At 69.6% G+C, this 17,634-nt stretch carries 14 protein-coding genes; 4 read left to right on the forward strand and 10 right to left on the reverse strand.

Annotated elements, in window-relative coordinates; all coding sequences use genetic code 11:
• Position 1 precedes the first annotated feature (1 nt).
• From clpB to dnaK, 5 genes are read right to left on the reverse strand one after another with little or no spacing between them, the layout of a single operon-like run.
• Positions 2–2,626 (reverse strand): ATP-dependent chaperone ClpB, encoded by a 2,625-nt coding sequence (gene clpB, locus Asi03nite_RS01260; RefSeq protein WP_203676368.1) that lies wholly within the window; start codon positions 2,624–2,626, stop codon positions 2–4.
• Positions 2,617–2,946, reverse strand: a complete 330-nt coding sequence (locus Asi03nite_RS01265; RefSeq protein ID WP_203676370.1) for a chaperone modulator CbpM — start codon at positions 2,944–2,946, stop codon at positions 2,617–2,619. Before Asi03nite_RS01265 ends, clpB begins: the two co-directional genes overlap by 10 nt.
• Positions 2,943–3,902, reverse strand: a complete 960-nt coding sequence (locus Asi03nite_RS01270; RefSeq protein ID WP_203676378.1) for a DnaJ C-terminal domain-containing protein — start codon at positions 3,900–3,902, stop codon at positions 2,943–2,945. The genes Asi03nite_RS01265 and Asi03nite_RS01270 overlap by 4 nt, the downstream gene beginning before the upstream one ends.
• Complete coding sequence (locus Asi03nite_RS01275) at positions 3,903–4,445, reverse strand: nucleotide exchange factor GrpE (RefSeq protein WP_203676380.1); 543 nt, start codon at positions 4,443–4,445, stop codon at positions 3,903–3,905.
• Positions 4,446–4,451: 6 nt separating this feature from the next.
• Positions 4,452–6,347 (reverse strand): molecular chaperone DnaK, encoded by a 1,896-nt coding sequence (gene dnaK, locus Asi03nite_RS01280; protein WP_203676384.1) that lies wholly within the window; start codon positions 6,345–6,347, stop codon positions 4,452–4,454.
• Between the two features lie 330 nt (positions 6,348–6,677).
• Here dnaK and Asi03nite_RS01285 point away from each other — a divergent pair, with 330 nt between their 5' ends.
• The 3 genes from Asi03nite_RS01285 (at position 6,678) to Asi03nite_RS01295 (ending at position 11,947) form a co-directional block, all read left to right on the forward strand.
• The gene (locus tag Asi03nite_RS01285) at positions 6,678–9,356 is read left to right on the forward strand and encodes a winged helix-turn-helix domain-containing protein (protein ID WP_203676385.1); all 2,679 of its coding nucleotides are present in this window, start codon (positions 6,678–6,680) and stop codon (positions 9,354–9,356) included.
• A 350-nt stretch (positions 9,357–9,706) separates the two neighbouring features.
• Positions 9,707–11,131, forward strand: coding sequence for a hemerythrin domain-containing protein (locus tag Asi03nite_RS01290; protein WP_203676386.1), 1,425 nt, complete (start codon positions 9,707–9,709; stop codon positions 11,129–11,131).
• Positions 11,132–11,269: 138 nt separating this feature from the next.
• Positions 11,270–11,947: a BON domain-containing protein gene (locus Asi03nite_RS01295; RefSeq protein ID WP_203676387.1), complete on the forward strand. Its 678-nt coding sequence runs from the start codon at positions 11,270–11,272 to the stop codon at positions 11,945–11,947.
• Positions 11,948–12,041: 94 nt separating this feature from the next.
• On the opposite strand, the gene Asi03nite_RS01300 is transcribed toward Asi03nite_RS01295, so the two are convergent.
• From Asi03nite_RS01300 to Asi03nite_RS01320, 5 genes are all read right to left on the reverse strand, one after another.
• Positions 12,042–12,305, reverse strand: a complete 264-nt coding sequence (locus Asi03nite_RS01300) for a UBP-type zinc finger domain-containing protein (protein ID WP_203676389.1) — start codon at positions 12,303–12,305, stop codon at positions 12,042–12,044.
• 28 nt (positions 12,306–12,333) lie between these two features.
• Positions 12,334–12,741, reverse strand: coding sequence for a four-helix bundle copper-binding protein (locus Asi03nite_RS01305; RefSeq protein WP_203676391.1), 408 nt, complete (start codon positions 12,739–12,741; stop codon positions 12,334–12,336).
• Between the two features lie 25 nt (positions 12,742–12,766).
• On the reverse strand, positions 12,767–13,216 hold the full coding sequence (locus tag Asi03nite_RS01310) for a DUF1931 family protein (RefSeq protein ID WP_203676392.1): 450 nt from the start codon (positions 13,214–13,216) through the stop codon (positions 12,767–12,769).
• A gap of 16 nt (positions 13,217–13,232) precedes the next feature.
• Positions 13,233–14,180 (reverse strand): PrsW family intramembrane metalloprotease, encoded by a 948-nt coding sequence (locus Asi03nite_RS01315; protein ID WP_239102277.1) that lies wholly within the window; start codon positions 14,178–14,180, stop codon positions 13,233–13,235.
• A 348-nt stretch (positions 14,181–14,528) separates the two neighbouring features.
• Positions 14,529–15,554 carry a LuxR C-terminal-related transcriptional regulator gene (locus Asi03nite_RS01320; RefSeq protein WP_203676393.1) on the reverse strand — a complete coding sequence of 342 codons (1,026 nt, stop codon included), beginning with the start codon at positions 15,552–15,554 and terminating at the stop codon, positions 14,529–14,531.
• Positions 15,555–16,396: 842 nt separating this feature from the next.
• On the opposite strand from Asi03nite_RS01320, the gene Asi03nite_RS01325 reads away from it, so the two are divergent.
• Positions 16,397–17,506, forward strand: a complete 1,110-nt coding sequence (locus tag Asi03nite_RS01325) for a hypothetical protein (RefSeq protein ID WP_203676394.1) — start codon at positions 16,397–16,399, stop codon at positions 17,504–17,506.
• Positions 17,507–17,634 lie beyond the last annotated feature (128 nt).

Raw genomic sequence — 17,634 nt, forward strand, 5'->3', positions numbered from 1 at the left:
GTCATCCCTCCGGTGGGTTCTCGTAGGTGACGTTCAGCTCGCCGTCGATCACGTCCACCCGGATCACCGCGCCGTCCCGGGCGTCCCCGGCGAGCAGCGCCCGGCCGATGCGGGTCTCCACCTCGCGGGCGATGAACCGGCGCAGCGGCCGGGCGCCGTACACCGGGTCGAAGCCCTGGCGGGCGATGAACCGCTGTGCCTCGTCGGTGATCTCCAGTGTCATCCGCCGCTCGGCCAGCCGCTCGCGCAGCTCGTTGAACATCAGGTCGACGATGCGCTCGACGTCGGGCTGGGTGAGCGGCTTGAACAGCACGATGTCGTCGATGCGGTTGAGGAACTCGGGCCGGAAGTGCCCCCGTAGCTCGCCCATGACCAGTTCGCGGCCCTCGGGCTTGATCTCCCCGGCGTCGGAGATGCCCTCGATCAGGTACTGGGAGCCGATGTTCGAGGTCATGATGATCACAGTGTTGCGGAAGTCGACGGTACGGCCTTGCGCATCGGTGAGCCGCCCGTCGTCCAGAACCTGCAGCAGCGTGTTGAACACGTCCGCGTGCGCCTTCTCGATCTCGTCGAAGAGCACCACGGAGTACGGCCTGCGCCGGACCGCCTCGGTGAGCTGGCCGCCCTCTTCGTATCCGACATATCCGGGCGGCGCCCCGACGAGCCGGCTCACGGTGTGCCGCTCCTGGTATTCACTCATGTCGATCCGGACCATGTTGTCCTCGGTGTCGAACAGCACCGCGGCCAGCGTGCGCGCCAGCTCGGTCTTGCCGACTCCGGTCGGTCCCAGGAAGATGAACGACCCGATCGGCCGGCGTGGGTTCTTGATGCCGGACCGGGCGCGAATGATCGCGTCGGTGACCAGCTGCACGGCCTCGTCCTGCCCGATCACCCGCTCGTGCAGGATCTGGTCCATCAGCAGCAGCTTCTGGCGTTCGCCCTCGGTCAGCCGGCTGACCGGGATGCCCGTCCACCGGGAGACGATGCCGGCGATCTCGGCGTCGGTGACCACCTCGCGGAGCAGCCGCTTGTCGCTCTGCTTCGCGGCCAGCCGCTGTTCCTCGGCCTGCAGCCGGCGTTCCAGCTCCGGTAGCTTGCCGTGCCGCAACTCGGCGGCCCGGTTGAGGTCGTAGTTGCGTTCCGCCTGTTCCGCCTCGTGCCGGATCTGTTCGATCTCCCGGCGCAGATCCTGGACCTTCCTCAGGGCCTGCCGTTCGGCGTCCCATTGGGCGCGCAGGGCGTCCACTTCGGCGCGCAGGTCGGCGAGTTCCTTGCGGAGCTGGTCGAGCCGGGCCAGGCTGGCGGGATCCTCCTCCTTCGACAACGCCGCTTCCTCGATCTCCAGGCGGGTGAGGCGCCGGGTGAGCTCGTCGAGTTCGGCCGGCATCGAGTCGATCTCGGTACGCAGCATCGCGCACGCCTCGTCGACCAGGTCGATCGCCTTGTCCGGAAGGAACCGGTCGGAGATGTACCGGCGGCTGAGGACCACCGCGGCGACCAGCGCCGCGTCCTGGATCTTCACCCCGTGGAAGACTTCCAGCCGCTCCCGCAGTCCGCGCAGGATCGAGATGGCGTCCTCCTCGGACGGCTCCTCGACCATCACCGGTTGGAAGCGGCGCTCCAGCGCAGCGTCCTTCTCGATGTGCTTGCGGTACTCGTCAAGCGTCGTCGCGCCGATCATGTGCAGTTCGCCGCGCGCGAGCATCGGTTTGAGCATGTTGCCGGCGTCCATCGCGCCCTCGGGGCCGCCCCCGGCGCCGACGATCGTGTGCAGCTCGTCGATGAACAACAGGATGCGTCCCTCGGCGGCCTTCACCTCGGACAGCACGGCCTTGAGCCGTTCCTCGAACTCGCCGCGGTACTTCGCGCCGGCCACCAGGGAACTCATGTCCAGCGCGAACACCACCTTGTCCCGCAGTCCCTCCGGCACGTCACCGTTGGTGATCCGCTGGGCCAGGCCCTCCACGATGGCGGTCTTTCCGACGCCCGGTTCACCGATGAGCACCGGGTTGTTCTTCGACTTGCGGGACAGGATCTGGACCACCCGGCGGATCTCGCCGTCGCGCCCGATGACCGGGTCCATGGCGCCGGCGGCAGCGTCGGCGACCAGGTCGCGGCCGTACTTGGCCAGCGCCTCGTAGGCGACCTCCGGCATCGCCGAGGTCACCCGCTGGTTGCCCCGGATCTTCGTCAGCTCCTGGAGGAAGCCGTCACGGGTGAGCCCCACCTCGCTGAGCAACCGGCCGGCGGTGGAGCTTCGTCCCTCCTCCAGCATGGCGATCACCAGGTGCTCGACGGAGACGTACTCGTCCTTGAGCCGTTTCGCCTCGCGTTCGGCGGCGTCGAACAGCCGGGACAGGCGCTGGGTGACGAAGATCTGGCCGGGTGCGGCGCCAGGCCCACTGACCCGGGGACGCCGCTCCAGTTCGGTCTCCAGCTGCTCCCGTAGTTTGTCCGGGTCGACGCCGGCCGCCGAGAGCAGCCTGGGCACCAGCCCCTCGGGCTGCTCGATCAGGGCGAGCAGCAGGTGCTCGCCGTCGATCTCGATGTGGCCGAACTGCAGCGCCTTGGTCTGGGCGTCGTGCAGGGCCTCCTGCGATTTCTGGGTCAGGCGGTTCAGGTCCACGATCTGCCTCCGGTGCGTCGAGAGGTCGTGACACGAAGTTCACGCTCGAGGGCGGCCACGCGGTCGAGGAGGTCGATCACGAGACCGAGGGCGGCATAGTTGACGCCCAGGCCGGCGCGCAGGCGCCGAACGCGGGCAAGAGCGAGCACCTGGTCGCGGCCGAACCACAGGTTTCCGGCGTCGTCACGCTCGGGCTCGAGAATGCCCAGCGCGACGAGCCGTTGGACCATCTCGGGGTGCACACCGCCGGTGTGACAGAACGCGGTCAAGCTCTGACAGCCCAGCGTGTGCCCCGGTGTCCGGGTGAGGGGGTAGGTCATGGCTGCCTCCGCGGGTCGAAGGTGGAGACGGCGGCGAGTTGCTCGAACATCTGCCGCTCCTCGTCGGACAGTTTGGGCGGGACCATGATGCGGGCCTCGGCGTACAGGTCGCCCGGCCGGCCGCGCGGATTGGGCAAGCCCTGTCCCTTGAGCCGCAGCCGCCGGCCGCTGGACGTACCCGGGGGAACCCAGACCTTTCCCTCGCCGCCGGGGGTGTCGACCGCGACGGACGCGCCGAGTGCGGCCTCCCACGGTGCCAGCGGCAGGGTGACGGTGATGTCCCGTCCGTCGACCCGGTACCGCGGGTGCGGCGCCAGCCGCACCACGAGGTAGAGGTCGCCGTTTGTCGCGCCGTCGCCGCCGCGGCCGCCCTGGCCGCTCAGCCGGATCCGCTGGCCGTCGGTGACCCCGGGCGGGATCCGCACGTCGAGCGTGCGGCTGCCGTCCGGGCCGGACAGCGTGACGGTCCGGTGGCCGCCGGCGTACGCCTCCTCGACCGGCAGTTCGATCTCGGCCTCCTGGTCCGCGCCTGGAATAGGACCGGAGCGACCGCCGCCGCGGCCGCCGAACATGCCGCCGAACATGGCCTCCAGGTCGATGTCCTGGAAGCCACCGGACCGGGTGTACACGTGCTCCGCAGGACCGCCGCCGCGACGCGCGTGTCCACCGCCGCCAGCCGCCGCGCCCGCCCGCGCGCGTGCCCAAGTCTGCCGATCCATGTCCGGCGGCACCTGGCGGAAGTCCGGGCCGAAGGCGTCGTAACGGCGCCGCTGTTCCGGATCGGAGAGCACGTCGTACGCCTCGGAGATGTCCTTGAACCGCTCCTCCGCGGCCGGATCCTTGTTGACGTCGGGGTGATAGGTCCGGGCCAGTTTGCGATACGCCCGCTGCATGTCGTCGGCGCTGACGTCTCTGGATACGCCCAGCGTCTCGTAGAAGTCGCGGGACGGGGCCATTCAGGCTCCCTTCGCCACGACCACCGCGGCGGGCCGCAGCGGGCGTTCGTCAGTGCCGTAACCGGGTCGGACGACCTGCAGGATCGTGCCCGGCGCGGCGTCGGTGGCCGGCAACGCGGCCACCGCCTCGTGCCGGCTCGGGTCGAACGGCTCGTTCAGGTCGGCGCGTAGCGGATAACCGAGGTCGGCGAGGACGGCCAGTGCCTGTTCGCGGACGGCTTCCAATCCCGAGATGATCGAGGCCGGTTCGGCGGTGGCGTGCTGCAGGGCAAGCTCCAGATTGTCGAGGACGGGCAGCCATCGCGCCGCCACCCGGGTCCGCTCGTCCTCGCGCTCCTGGTGGACGTCGCGCGCCATCCGCTTACGCAGGTTGTCGTAGTCGGCCACCGCCCGCCGGTAGCGTTCGTCCGACTGGGCCAACTGGGCGCGCAGCTCGGCGGTCTCGTCACGGCCCTGCGGGGCCGTACCGTCGGCGGCCGGTTCCGGCGGGCCGGAGGGTGCGGCCGCCCCGGTCGCGGCCGGCTCCCGTTCCTGATCGGTCATCGTCGGTCATCCGGCCGTGAATTCGGCGTCGATCACGTCGTCGTCCTGCCTTCCCGACGAGTCGCCCCGTGAGGATGAGTCTTCGTGCGCGCCATCGGCCGCCGGGCCACCGGCACCGGCGCCGAGGCCGTGGTAGACCTGTTGCAGTTCCGAGGTGAGTGAGCGGAGCCGGTCGAGCGGCGCGTCCTCCTTGATCGCCTGGCGTGCCTCGTTGACGAGCATCTCGGCGCGGCCCTTCTCGTGCACGGGGACCGCGTCGCCCAGTTCGTTCAGCCGCCGCTCCACCTGGTATGCCGCCGAGTCGAGCTCGTTGCGGGCGTCGATCGTCTCGCGCATCCGGGCGTCCTCACCACGATGGCGTTCGGCGTCCTGGACCATCCGGTCGATCTCGCCCTTGTCCAGGTTGGAGCTCTGGCTGATCGTGATGCGCTGCTCGGCGTTGGTGTCCTTGTCCTTGGCGGACACATTGAGGATGCCGTTGGCGTCGATGTCGTAGGTGACCTCGATCTGTGGCTCGCCACGTGGCGCGGGCCGGATGTTCTCGAGCCGGAACTTACCGAGGACCCGGTTGTCGTCCGCCTTCTCCCGCTCGCCCTGCAGTACCACCACGTCCACGGCGGGCTGGTTGTCGGCTGCGGTGCTGAAAGTCTCGGTACGCCGGGCCGGAATGGTGGTGTTGCGGCCGATGACCTTCGTCATCACGCCGCCCATGGTCTCGATACCCAGCGACAACGGGGTGACGTCGAGCAGCAGGACGTCCTTGACCTCACCCTTGATGATCGCGGCCTGCAGAGCGGCGCCGAGCGCGACGACCTCATCGGGGTTGACCGTCATGTTCGGGTCCTTGCCGCCGGTGAGCCGGCGGACCAGCTTCTGCACGGCCGGGATCCGGGTCGAGCCGCCGACGAGGATCACCTCGTCGATGTCGTTCGCGGTCACCTTCGCGTCGGACATGGCGCGCTCCACCGGCTCGAGACACCGCTCGATGAGATCGTTGGTGAGGTCCTCGAACTTCGCGCGGGTGATCGTCAGGTTGAGGTGCTTGGGGCCGTTGGCGTCGGCCGTGATGAACGGCAGGTTGACCGTCGTCTGGGTGACCGACGACAGCTCCACCTTGGCGTGCTCGGCAGCCTCGAAGAGCCGCTGCAGAGCCTGCGGGTCGCGGCGCAGGTCGATGCCGTCCGTCTTCTGGAACTCGTCGGCCATGTGATCGACGAGCCGACGGTCGAAGTCGTCGCCGCCCAGATGGGTGTCGCCAGCGGTGGAGCGGACCTCGACCACGCCGTCACCGACGTCCAGGATGCTGACGTCGAACGTGCCGCCACCGAGGTCGAAGACCAGGACGGTTTCGTGTTGCTTCTTGTCGAGGCCGTACGCCAGCGCCGCCGCGGTCGGCTCGTTGATGATCCGCAGTACCTCGATCCCGGCGATGCGGCCGGCATCCTTCGTCGCCTGGCGTTGCGCGTCGTTGAAGTAGGCCGGCACCGTGATGACGGCCTCGGTGACACGCTCACCCAGGAACTTCGACGCGTCCTCGACCAGCTTGCGCAGCACGAGGGCGGAGATCTCCTCGGGCGCGTAGAGCTTGTCGCGGACCTTGAACCGGACCGCGCCGTCGGGGCCGGGGACCACGTCGAAGGTCACCGTGTTCAGTTCGCTGGACACTTCGTCGAAGCGGCGTCCGATGAAACGTTTCGCCGAATGGATGGTGCCTTTGGGGTTCAGGATCGCCTGCCGGCGGGCCAGCTGACCGACCAGTCGCTCACCCTGCTCGGTGAAGGCCACCACCGACGGGGTGGTCCGTGAACCCTCGGCATTGGGGATGACTGTCGGCTGCCCGCCTTCCACCGTCGCAATCACCGAGTTCGTGGTGCCGAGATCGATCCCGACCGCCTTGGGCATGACGCCCTCCTCCAACATCTCCAACATCGCGAGTGGGGTTGAGGTATCCGCGGGGCTGCGTCACCGGGATACATACCGGGCGCAGGGTCAGTTCCCCCTACCTCCACAGCACCAGCACCCCCCGGGGGGCGTCAATTGGCAGATCTGCCACCCACCCTCGCCGATGAGGGCATCCGACAGCGGTTGGTCGACGAGCTGAGGTGGAGACGAGTGAGCCCGGCGTCGCCGGCGCCGAAGGGCTTTCGGTAGTCCTGCCAATCGACAATCCCCCGCCGAGTTGGTGGGATCGGGACAGGACGTACCGCCGCGACGTGGGTGAGGGTCGCTCGGATGACGATCATCGAGGAAGTACCGACCGACGAGTGGCGCTCAAGCCCGCTGCCGAATTCACCGGCGCCCGACCCGGGCCCGGTCGGTGTGCCCGCACTCGGCCGGCAGCTGTCCCATGTCGCGCGGCCGCACCTGCTGTCTCGTCTCGACGCCTGGCACGCCCGCCTCACCGTCGTGTCCGCGCCGGCCGGCTGGGGAAAAACGACCCTGCTGGCGTCGTGGACACACCACCAGCGAGGCCGTGCCGTCTGGGTCGCCGGTGGCAGCAGGGCCGGGTTCTGGCACCGGCTGACGACCGCGGTCGCCACCAGTACACCGATCGCGTCCGAGGCGGCCGCCACCGCCGATCCGGCGGACGGCCCGGCCCGGCTCGCCGGAATGCTCGGGTACATGTCGTCACCGCTGGCGATCGTGGTCGACGACTGCAACGACGTCGCCAACCCGGACGCGCTGGCAGATCTGGCGCAGGTGGTACGGACCAGCGACGGGCCGGTGCGGCTGGTGCTGGCCTGCCGCGGGACTCCGGCGCTCCCCCTGCACCGGTGGCGGACGGACCGGCAGCTCGTCATGCTGGGCGAGGACGAACTCGCCCTCTCCGTCGACGAAGCAGCCGACCTGTTCGCGGGCCAGCAGGTGGCGCTGCCCCGTCTGGCCATCGCAGACCTGCGCGCCCAGATGGAGGGCTGGGTCACCGGGCTCCGGCTCGCCGCCACCGCCCTGGCGCACCAGGCCGAGCCGGTCCAGGCGCCGCTGGACGCCGGGGTGATCGACCTCGTCGCCGACTATCTCGGCGCCGAGGTGCTGGCCCGGCTCGATCCCCAGGTGCGCCGCATGCTGGTGGAGGCGTCGGTCGCCGAGCGCCTGACCGCAGACCTGCTCAATACGCTCACCGGCCGCGTCGACGGCGCCGCCGTCCTGGCCGACCTGCAGCGGCAGGGCGTGTTCATCCGCCGGTGCCCCGCCCCCGGCGACTGGTATCGGCTGCATCCGATGCTCAGCCGGGTGTTGTACCGGGAATTCACCCGGCACGATCGCGACCGGGTCGGCCGTGCCCATCGCCGGGTGGCCGACTGGCATCGCGTTCAGGGACCGCCGGTCGAGGCGCTGCGGCACCTGCTCGCGGCCCGCGAATGGGAGCGGGCGGCCGACGTGCTGCACCGCCATTGGCCGGACATCACGATCGGCAGCCGTCGGCTCGACGTGGCGCCCATCGTCACCTCCATGCCCGGTCCCGACCCGCCGGCGCACGTGGTCCTGGCGATGGCGGCGGAACGGCTCGACGCCGGCGACACCGCCTCCGCCCGCCATCTGCTGCACCTGGCCGAGGCGGCCCCGGACGAGGGCGAACCCGCGGCGTCCATCATGACGGCCTTCCGGCTGGCCACCGCGAGACTCGACGGTCATCTGCACCGCGTGTGCTCGACGGCGGCCGAGATCCTGGCCGAACCGGCTCCGGAATCCTCCGCGGCGGGCATGCTGCGGCCGCTCGCCCTGCTGTCGCTGGGTGTGGCGAAGCTGCACCTCGGGCAATCGACCGAGGCGGGCTGGTATCTCGGCGAGGCGCAGACCCTTGCCCGGCAGCGCGACCTCGATCATGTCGAGATCAGCGCCACCAGTCATCTGGCGGCCCGGTATGCGGCGCTCGGTCATCTGCACGACGCGGTCCGGACCGCCGGGGAGGCGCTCGAGCTGGGCTCCCGGCGGGGACTCGGGCAGCTGACCGACCTGAGCTGGAGCAGGTTGGCGCTGGCCGAGGCGTACTTCCAGTGGGACCGGCTCGACGACGCCTGGTGCTGCGCCGACGCGGCCCTGGACAGCTCCTGCGGCCACCGGCTGATCCAGCTCACCGCAACGATCCTGCAGACCCGCATCCGGGTGGCCACCGGCCGGCTGACCGAGGCGCACGACGCGCTGCGGGCCGCGCACCACGAATCCGGCACCGCGGACCTGCCGGCGCCGGCCCAGCGCGCCCTGGCCCTGGCGGAGGCCGAACTGCGACTCGCGTGCGGCGACCCGGCTGCCGCCCACGAGCGCCTGGCGTCCTGGCCGGACGACGCGGAGCCGTTGCCGGCCCAGGCAGCGGTCGTCGAAGGAGGCGTCCTGCTCGCCGAGGGCCGGCCGGCCGCGGCGAGCACCGTCGTCGCGCCGTACCTGACCCGCGCCGAGGCCGGCACGTCACTGACCTGTCGGGCCTGCGCCGGTCTCGTCACCGCGCTGGCCGGGGAGGCAGCCGGGCACCGGGATCAGGTCATGCACGGTCTCGGGGTGGCGTTGAAGGTGGCCGACGAGGAAGGGCATCGGCGCTGCTTCGCCGCCGGCGGGCACGTGGTACGGGCCCTGATCGAGTCGGTGGCGCCCACGATGTCCGCGTACCCGCCGGTGATCGCCGCCCTCACGGCCACGGTCGACCCGCTGGTCGCGGAGGCGGCCGGGCCGCACCTGCCGTCGCACCAGGGCGCCGGGTCCTCCGTCACCGGCACTCTGGTGGAGCCGTTGACCAGCCGGGAACGGACCGTGCTGCGGTATCTGCAGGGCACGCTCTCGCATGTCGAGATCGCAGCTGTGCTGTACATCTCGGTCAACACGGTGAAGACGCACGTGAAGAACATCTACCGCAAGCTCGGCGCCGGCCGGCGCAAAGAGGCGGTCCGGCTGGCGCGCGAGCTGCGCCTGCTGTGAGTTCACGCGACAGGTGACCGGTCCGGCCTCCTCGAGGAGTGCCCGGACGGGACCGGGTGCGTTCGGGGGTGCGGCGCCAGCGCGCGTACCAGCCGCGAGAAGCCGGCACGACGTCCAGATCCCGCTGATACCGGCACTTCCTCCCGTGCGGGCGACCGCGCACCCCACATCTGCGCGGGCGCGGGCGATCGTCCTTGTCCCCCGGCCGGGATGAGATCCCGTCGACACCTTCGGCTGGCGGAATCACCCGCTCAAGGTGACCCGTTCTCGCCCGCCCCGACGCGACGATATTGAGGCGGACCCACTGGAGGAGGAACGGGTCTGCGTATGCGCGACGCGGAGGAGATCTCGTGTTCGATCCGCTGGACCACCCTGGAATCCCGGTCGACCACCATGGCCGGCACTGGCACGAATTCGACGTCGAACCGGTCGACACCCGCGGGACCGACCCCTCCACCCTTCGCCGGATCGGCATGGTGGCGGCCGTCGAAGCGAATGCCGAGCATTTCGACCGGCAGTTCGCGAACCGCGTCGCGGACGCCGACGCACGCCGGTCGGTGAGCAACCTGGGCGACGCGACCGCCGAGCGGCGCCAGCACATAGCTGGGGTACGGGCACCGGCCCGTAGCGCGGGGGAGGACGCGATCGACCGTGAACGGGCGGCGTTCGACATGGCCGGCTGGGCCGCCCGCAACGAGCACGAGCCGGACCGGTCGTCGGCGTACCGGCAGCAGGCGTGGCAGCACCTGGAACGCCTGCGCCGCTACGCCCAGGTCGGCGACCGCGCACATCTGCCCTGGGCCGATCAGGTCGCCGACGAGGTGGACGGGGTGTGGCCCCCACGGGCCACTGCGCCGGCTCGCGGCCGGACCCCCTCCGCCCCGGCGATGCAGCCGCTGTCGCTACTGCACGACTGGATGGTGCAGGCTGCCGACCGGTGGGCAGCCGGGTACCCGCCCGAATCCCTCGAGGGCGGTTGGGAGGCACTGGTCGTGCACGAGTCGGCGAGCTGCTATCTGTACTACGCATTCATGGCCGAAGAGGACGACCGGCGGCTACGGCCGATGTGGGAACTACATCTGCAGATGCAGCTGGCACATCTGCGCGCGGCTTCGGATCTGCTACGCCGCTACTCCGGCCGCGACTCGCAGGAGGTGATCGGCGAGGGCCTGCCCGAGCCGGTGACTCTGCGAACCGACCACCCGCTGGTCTGGGTCGACGACGAGCCGGATCGGCCGCAACGGAGCCGCAGGCGCCCGGAGAGCGGGCCGGACGTGCTGGAACTGCTGACCGCGCACCACGCTCGGATGAACCGGCTGTGCGGCCGTGCCGCCGGGGCCACCGGAGACGAGGCGCTCATGGCGTTCGGTGATCTGGCGCGGTTGATCGCGGTGCACGAGATCGCGGAGGGGCGGATGATCCACCCCCTCGCCCGGCGACTGCGCCCGGACGAGCATCTGGCCGACCGTCTTCTCGACGAGGAGAGCCGGATCAGCGACGCACTGTCCGACGCCGTGCGCGCCGCCGCCCACGGCCACCTCGACGACACGATCGCCGGCCTGCGCGACCTGGTGACCGCTCACTCCCGTCACGAGGAACATGCCGAGTTCCCGCAGCTCCGCAGGAACGTGCCGGTGCGGGAGCGTAGGGAGATGGGTCGGGCGGTCCGCGTGGCCGAGGCGGCAGCCGCCGCTGAAGCGGGTGCGCGGGACCCGGCGCGGGCCGTGGCACAGGCGGCGGACCGCGTCCGCGACGCGCTCGCCAACTTCTCCTGAGGCGCAGGGCCGCTTCTACCCTGCCACGGGTGAGCCGGAGTCACCCAGTCCGGACCGAGGATCCAGGCAGGCCCCAGCCCGAACCATGGCGCGAGCGGGTCGGCACGAATGACGAACGAGGGGTCTTGGAGGACCGGCATGTCCAGCACAGTAATCAGCCAGAGCGATGAGGACATCCAGCGTGAGGTACTGCACGAGCTGAAGTGGGACGCCGAGATCGCGCCGAACGAGATCGGCGTGACCGTGCAGAAAGGGGTGGCGACGCTGACCGGCACGGTGGACGCGTTCAGCAAGAAGTGGGCCGCCGAGCGCGCGGCGCTTCGTATTCGCGGCGTGAAGGCCGTCGTCAACAACATCGAGGTACGCCTGGCGCCGAGCTACGAGCAGACCGACGTCGAACTAGCCCGATCCATCACACGGGCGCTCGAGATGGACTCGCTCGTACCCGACGACATGGTGAAGGTCTCGGTGTCCGACGGCTGGGTCACCCTGCGCGGCGAGGTGACCTGGGATTATCAGCGGCAGGAGGCGGAACGGGTGGTCCGGTACCTCACCGGCGTCAAGGGGGTCAGCAACCTCATCACCGTGCGGCCGCATGCCGGCCCGTCGCCCGAGGAGCTCAAGAAGAAGATCGAGGACGCCCTGGTACGCACGGCCGAGACAGACGCGGGACGGATCCACGTCGCCTCCCAGGGCAGCAAGGTGATCCTGACCGGGACCGTAAGGTCGTGGGCGGAACGCCACGAGGCCGAGCGTGTCGCCTGGTCGGCACCGGGTGTCACCGAGGTGGAGAACCTGATCAAAATCAACCCCTGAACCGCGATCCAGTTCGGCCGCGGTGCTGGTCCATTGACAGGCACCGCGGCCGCTGTATGCGCCGTTGAGGTCAGACCAACATGCGCCGTTGAGGTCAGACCAACGTCTCGTCCACGTAGCACCAGCGCCAGTCCTCGCCGGGCTCGAACGACTGGACGATCGGATGACTCACGGCATGTGCGTGCGCCCGAGCGTGCCGCATTGGTGACGAGTCACAGCAGCCGACATGCCCGCAGGTCAGGCACAGCCGCAGGTGCACCCACGTAGTACCCAGACGCAGGCATTCGTCGCAGCCTTCCGGGGTCCGTGGGACGACCGGCCGGATCATGGCGACGTGCGGGTCGGTGGTTAAGGTCATGGCTCACGCTTCTTTCGTCGGCTGCCGCTCATCCGAGCGAATCCAGCAGGCGCCGGCACGCCTGACCGCACTTGCGGCAGGCTTCGGCGCAGATCAGGCAGGCTTCGTTCTCCGAGGCATGTTTCCGGTGTTCCTCGTAGCCCTCGCGGCAGGTCTCGATGAGCGCCCGCAGCACCGCCTCGGTCACCGCACGGTCGTAGGCGGTGGGCCGGGACAGCACCCGCACCGCCGCAGTGGCCATGTCTGCGCAGTTGAGGGCTGCGCCGGTGGACTTGCCCAGGTGCGCCGCGGACGGGTCCCCGATGCAGGCGTCCGCGCAGGACGTACCGCTCTGCGCGCAGTTGAGGGTCTCCGTGACGGCGATCAGCAGCGCGTCCTCGTCGATGCCCGGCAACGGGCGGGGATGGGCGTTCAGGATGGCCGCCACGTCCGTCATCCGACTGCGCTCCTCATCGTGTGGCTCACATCAGCTCGTCGAAGATCCGCATGGCCCGTTCCCAGTGCTCGCTCTGCGGGTTCTTCACCTCGGGGTCGGTGATCTTGAAGATCTTGGCCAGTACCAGGCCGAGTCCCCCGACGATCTCGGGCAGCTGCGTTTGGGTCTCCTCGCTGGGTGCGCGGTCCAGCGGCGGGTACGTCGCCAGCCGGTCCAGGATCGGCTTCAGTTCGATCTCGTCGTCCATCTTCCGAAACTCGTGGATGTTCTCCTGGAGCCCTTTGGTGATCGGCAGGTCGTACGGCTCGACCAGATCCCGGAGATTGGCCGACGCCTTGGCCTGCCCCATGAGGAGCAGGTCGTAGAGCTTGTGCTCCACGAAGTCGGAGAAACGTTTGAGGTCGTCCTTGTCGACGTCCAACTCGGCGGCGAGCCTGAAGAAGCGTTCGAACTTGGCAACTCCGAAGACGGGCATACGGGTAGGTCCCTTCTCAGTATCCGGTGCCGTACCGCGACGGCGGGACGGGGATCGGCCGGGCGTCACGGTCCAGCCGGGCCGACCGGTGCCACAGGACGACCAGCCACGCGATCCCGATGATCGAGATGACCGCCAGGCCGGCCCATTCCATGACGGTGAACAGATTGACCTGCTCCACGCTCGGCTCGATCAGCCAGCCCTGCGGCGACGGGCGTACCTGCTCACCTTCGGCCAGCAGCAGGGTCAGGTACAACGCGACGCTGTGCATCGAATCCCACAGACCGTGCAGGACGGACACCCCGAGGTACGCCAGGATCAGCTTGCCGGTAATGGTGAAACGGCCGTGCCGCGAGGTGGCGAACAGTATCCCGCCCAGGATGGCGGTCCAGAGGCCGTGCCCCACCGGTGCCAGCAGGCTGCGGATCAGCTCGGTCTGCACGAGTTGGATGATCGACAGGCCGTCGACGGTGAAGAGGGCGGTGAAGGCGTAGCCGGCGGATTCGAAGGCGGCGAAACCGAAGCCGACGGCCGCGCCGAGGATCATCCCGTCGCGCAGCGACCGGGTCTGCAGGTGACGGGTCAGCACCATCAACGCGACGACTTTCACCGCTTCCTCGATCAACCCGACGCCGAAGAACAACCACGGTGACGGGTACAACAGGTACGCCTCGAGCACCGATGCGCCCAGCACACCCAGGACGCCGCCGGTGAGGAACGTCGAGAAGACCAGACCCGCGGTCAGTTCGCCGGTCCCCCGGCGTTCGAACGCCCACGCGACGAAGGTCACCGGCACCAGGAAACTGCCGAGCAGGACCAGGGTGGGGATCAGATTGGGGTTGCCGGTGAGGAAGATGACCGCCACAGTGGCCACCCAGAGCACCAGTCCGACGAGGAAGATGCGCAGCCACATCCGGCGTGTCCGCCGCGGGACACTCTGCTGGCCGCGCACGACCTCGACCACGACGGGCCTCCTGTCGGCTGCGAAATGATCGTCTTTGACGCGCAACGCGGTTCATGGCAGGCGTGCTATCAAGAACGCGACGCATCCGATATCCAGGATTCCGTGGCCGGGGGTCGACGTCGATTGGCAGCATTGCCAATGTCGCCGCCCGGGATCGGTGCGCGGCGGTCGGCACTCGTCGCCGAAGCTGTCGATGAGCAGGGTGAGACCGATGCCGGAGATCCGGTTGTCCTTGGTGACGCTCCTGCCGTGCTGGGCCGGGCGCAGGCTGTCCTCCCCCGCATTTCGGGGGATGCGAAGCAGCTGCACCCGACGGCGACCGGCAGAGCTGCCCGGGCGGGAACGGCCTCAGGAGCCGGCGAGTTCGTGGGGGATGTAAAGGGCCTCGTGCAGTGACCGCACCGCCGCCACGGTCCGGCTCGGCGCACCGAACTTGGCCCGGATGTGCTCGAGGTGAGCGGCGACGGTGCGCTCGGTGATGAACAATCGGCTGGCGATGTGCTGGTTCGGACGCCCGTCGATGAGGAACCCGAGAACCTCCAGTTCGCGGCGGGTCAGGCCGTGCAGATCGCCGGCCCGGGACAACACGACGAGGGCGCTGAGGTAGGACGGCGGCCCCGGGCGGCAGGCGATACCCGTGACCTTCATGTAGTCGTCCTGGTTCTCGGCACCGGGGTTAGGGCACAGAAACGCGACGTGCGTCCGGTGGTCCGCAAGTTTCCCGACGGCCGTGGGCACCACCAGGGACTCCCCCATGAGCAGCGGGTGCGAGGGCAGGCCCGGCACCCGGTGCACACTTCCGACGCGGTCCACCGCCACCGACGCCCGCGCCTCCGAGACCAGGGCGGCGAGGCCGACCACCGTGCTCATCGGGTCGATCGCATCCGTCAGCATCGGCGCCACCATGCCGATCGCGTCGCGGGCCTCATCGCTGGGGTGGTCTGGCGAATCCGTCAACAGCGACATCACCCCGAGTCGCCGGCCGTCTCGGGTCACCAGCGGCACGCCGAGACCCTCGCGATATCCGGCCGGCCACCAGAGCTCGGCCCAGGACCGGTATTCGAGGGCCGGGAGCGGCGCGTCCCGCAGGCACATCGGCCGCCGCCGCCGGAACAGCTCGACCGCGTCGACCTGCTCGGTGAACGATGGTGATTCGAGGTACGAGTAGCCAGGACCGTCGTGACCGACCGCCGCCGCGGTCACATGCCGCCGCTCCTCGGGATCGAACATCCCGATCCAGCCCGCGGTGAACGGGACCAGCCGTTGCAGCGGCTCCCACAGACCGTCCAGCAAACGGCTCGAGTCGCCGGCGGCGGCGGACATGTGACTGATCTCCACAGCAAGTCTCACCGCGCTTGCCACAACGTCTGGCATGACGCTCCATCCCACCAGCACCCGATGGCCGCGGCCCGGGCCCTCCCCGTTCCGGAAGCGCGGGCGTCGAGGGTTGAGCACGACCTTCTCGCAGTTGTGCCCCTTGGTCTCGAACACATCGAAGCCGTGCGGCGCCTGATCGAGCCGCAGCCGATGCGCGATGACCCGGGCGGATCGATCTCGCCCCGCCGGACGCGGTCCATCGGCGTTCCCATATCACGCTGGACGTGGCACTGCCCGAGGCGCAACTGGCCCAACCCATCGCCGGCCTGCTCGACCTCGTCGGGATGCGCCATAGAGGTCGGAACGTTTTCCGGACGGCGCAGGCACATTTGTCTGACGTTCCGCGGCATGATCACCGCCCCGCGGACTCATCGGATCTTGCTCGTCGTCACACCCGGCTCACCCTTGTGGAGCCGGTAAGTAAGCCGCAGGCAGGGCCCGACCGGCATACCAGGTCGGGATAGCCGGTACACCCATACCGTGATGAGATTTGGTTTCTGTATGTGCACGGTACCGGCCGCGTTGAAAGCGGCGAGACGAAGCGATGCCCTCATGACAGTTTAGCAGTCGCCGGCCCTGCGACACCGGCCACGGCGGGTAACCTCACCCCAGGATCCAGCCAGCGGCACCCGCGGCGAACAGCCCCGAGCGGCGCGGCCACCGCGCCCACAAGGCCGCCCTCCACCTGTCCGCGTGCGCCAGCCTACGCGCGTGTCCAGAATTTGATCTAGGGCTGCTTCGGCAAGCGTAGGCGCATGACTTCGCACATCGGGCATGTATCGCCCCGATCTGGGTAGTTGGTCGCGGGATTCGCCCGGATGAACCGGCGAGGAGTGCCGATGGCCACCAGTGAACAGCGTCGGTCGGAGATCGTTGTCGGGTTGGTGGCGACCCCGCCGGACTACCCGGCCCAGGTCGTCGTGCGGCTCGCCGCCGAGCTCGCCGACCGGCTGGCTGAGCGGGTGGACGCGGATGTGCTGTGGACGGTCCGGGAAGGCTGGGGCGAGGTGGCGCCGCGACGCGACGGCGGCGTCGACGCGCTGCTCGACGATCTTGCCCACCGGCGCGCCGAAGCCGGATGGGACGTCGCGATCTGCCTGACCGACCTGCCGCTGCACATCGGGCGGACGCCGCTGGTCGCGCACGTCTCCACTCGACGCCGAGTCGCGGTGGTGTCGCTGCCCGCGCTGGGGCTGCGCCAGCTGCGTGCGGTCCGCGCAGCCGTCCCGGATCTCGTGAGCCGGCTGCTCACCGACATCTCCGACGACCGGGTGCCGGCGGCCGGCTGGGCACCGGCCGAGTTGTCCGGCCGGATTTCCGCCATCCGGCGCGTGGTCGGCGAGGCCGACGCCGGGGAACTGGGCTACCTGGCCCCGCGGTTGATCGGCCGGATGCGGCTGCTGACCGGGATGGTCCGGGCCAACCGCCCGGGGCGTGCCCTGCTGGGCCTGTCCAACCTGCTGGTCGGCGCGTTCGGCACGGCCGCTTTCGCGCTCACCACGAACACCATCTGGCAGATGGGCGACGCGCTCGGCGGGCTGCGCCTCACCGTGATCATGCTGCTCGGCCTGACCGCCCTGGTGACCTGGCTGATCGTCGCCCACGACCTGTGGGAGAAACCGGACCGGCGGACGCCGGCCGAGCTGGCCCGGCTGTTCAACGCGGGCACGGTCCTCACCCTCACCCTGGCCACCACGGTGTCCTACCTGGTGCTGTTCACCGGAACGGTCCTCGCCGCGGCGCTGCTGATCGACACGTCCGTGCTGGAGCAGACCCTGCAGCGGCCGGTCGGCTTTGCCGACTACTTGGTGCTCGCCTGGATCATCAGTTCGCTGGCCACCGTCGGCGGCACCATCGGCTCCGGACTGGAGGACGAGGACACCGTTCGGGCCGCGGCATACGGCTATCATCCCGAACCCGGCGGCTGGCAGGACCAGAAGGACACGTAAGTGCCACCCCGGTGCCACCAGGCAGATCCGGTCGGCGTCACGGCTTGAGCACGGTCTTCTCGTAATTGTCTGCTTGCTCTTCAAGATCTCGGAGCCGCGCTCCGCCTCGTTCAGCCTCAGCGTATGGG

It is taken from the genome of Actinoplanes siamensis (genome assembly GCF_016862395.1).
GTDB classification, from domain to species: domain Bacteria; phylum Actinomycetota; class Actinomycetes; order Mycobacteriales; family Micromonosporaceae; genus Actinoplanes; species Actinoplanes siamensis.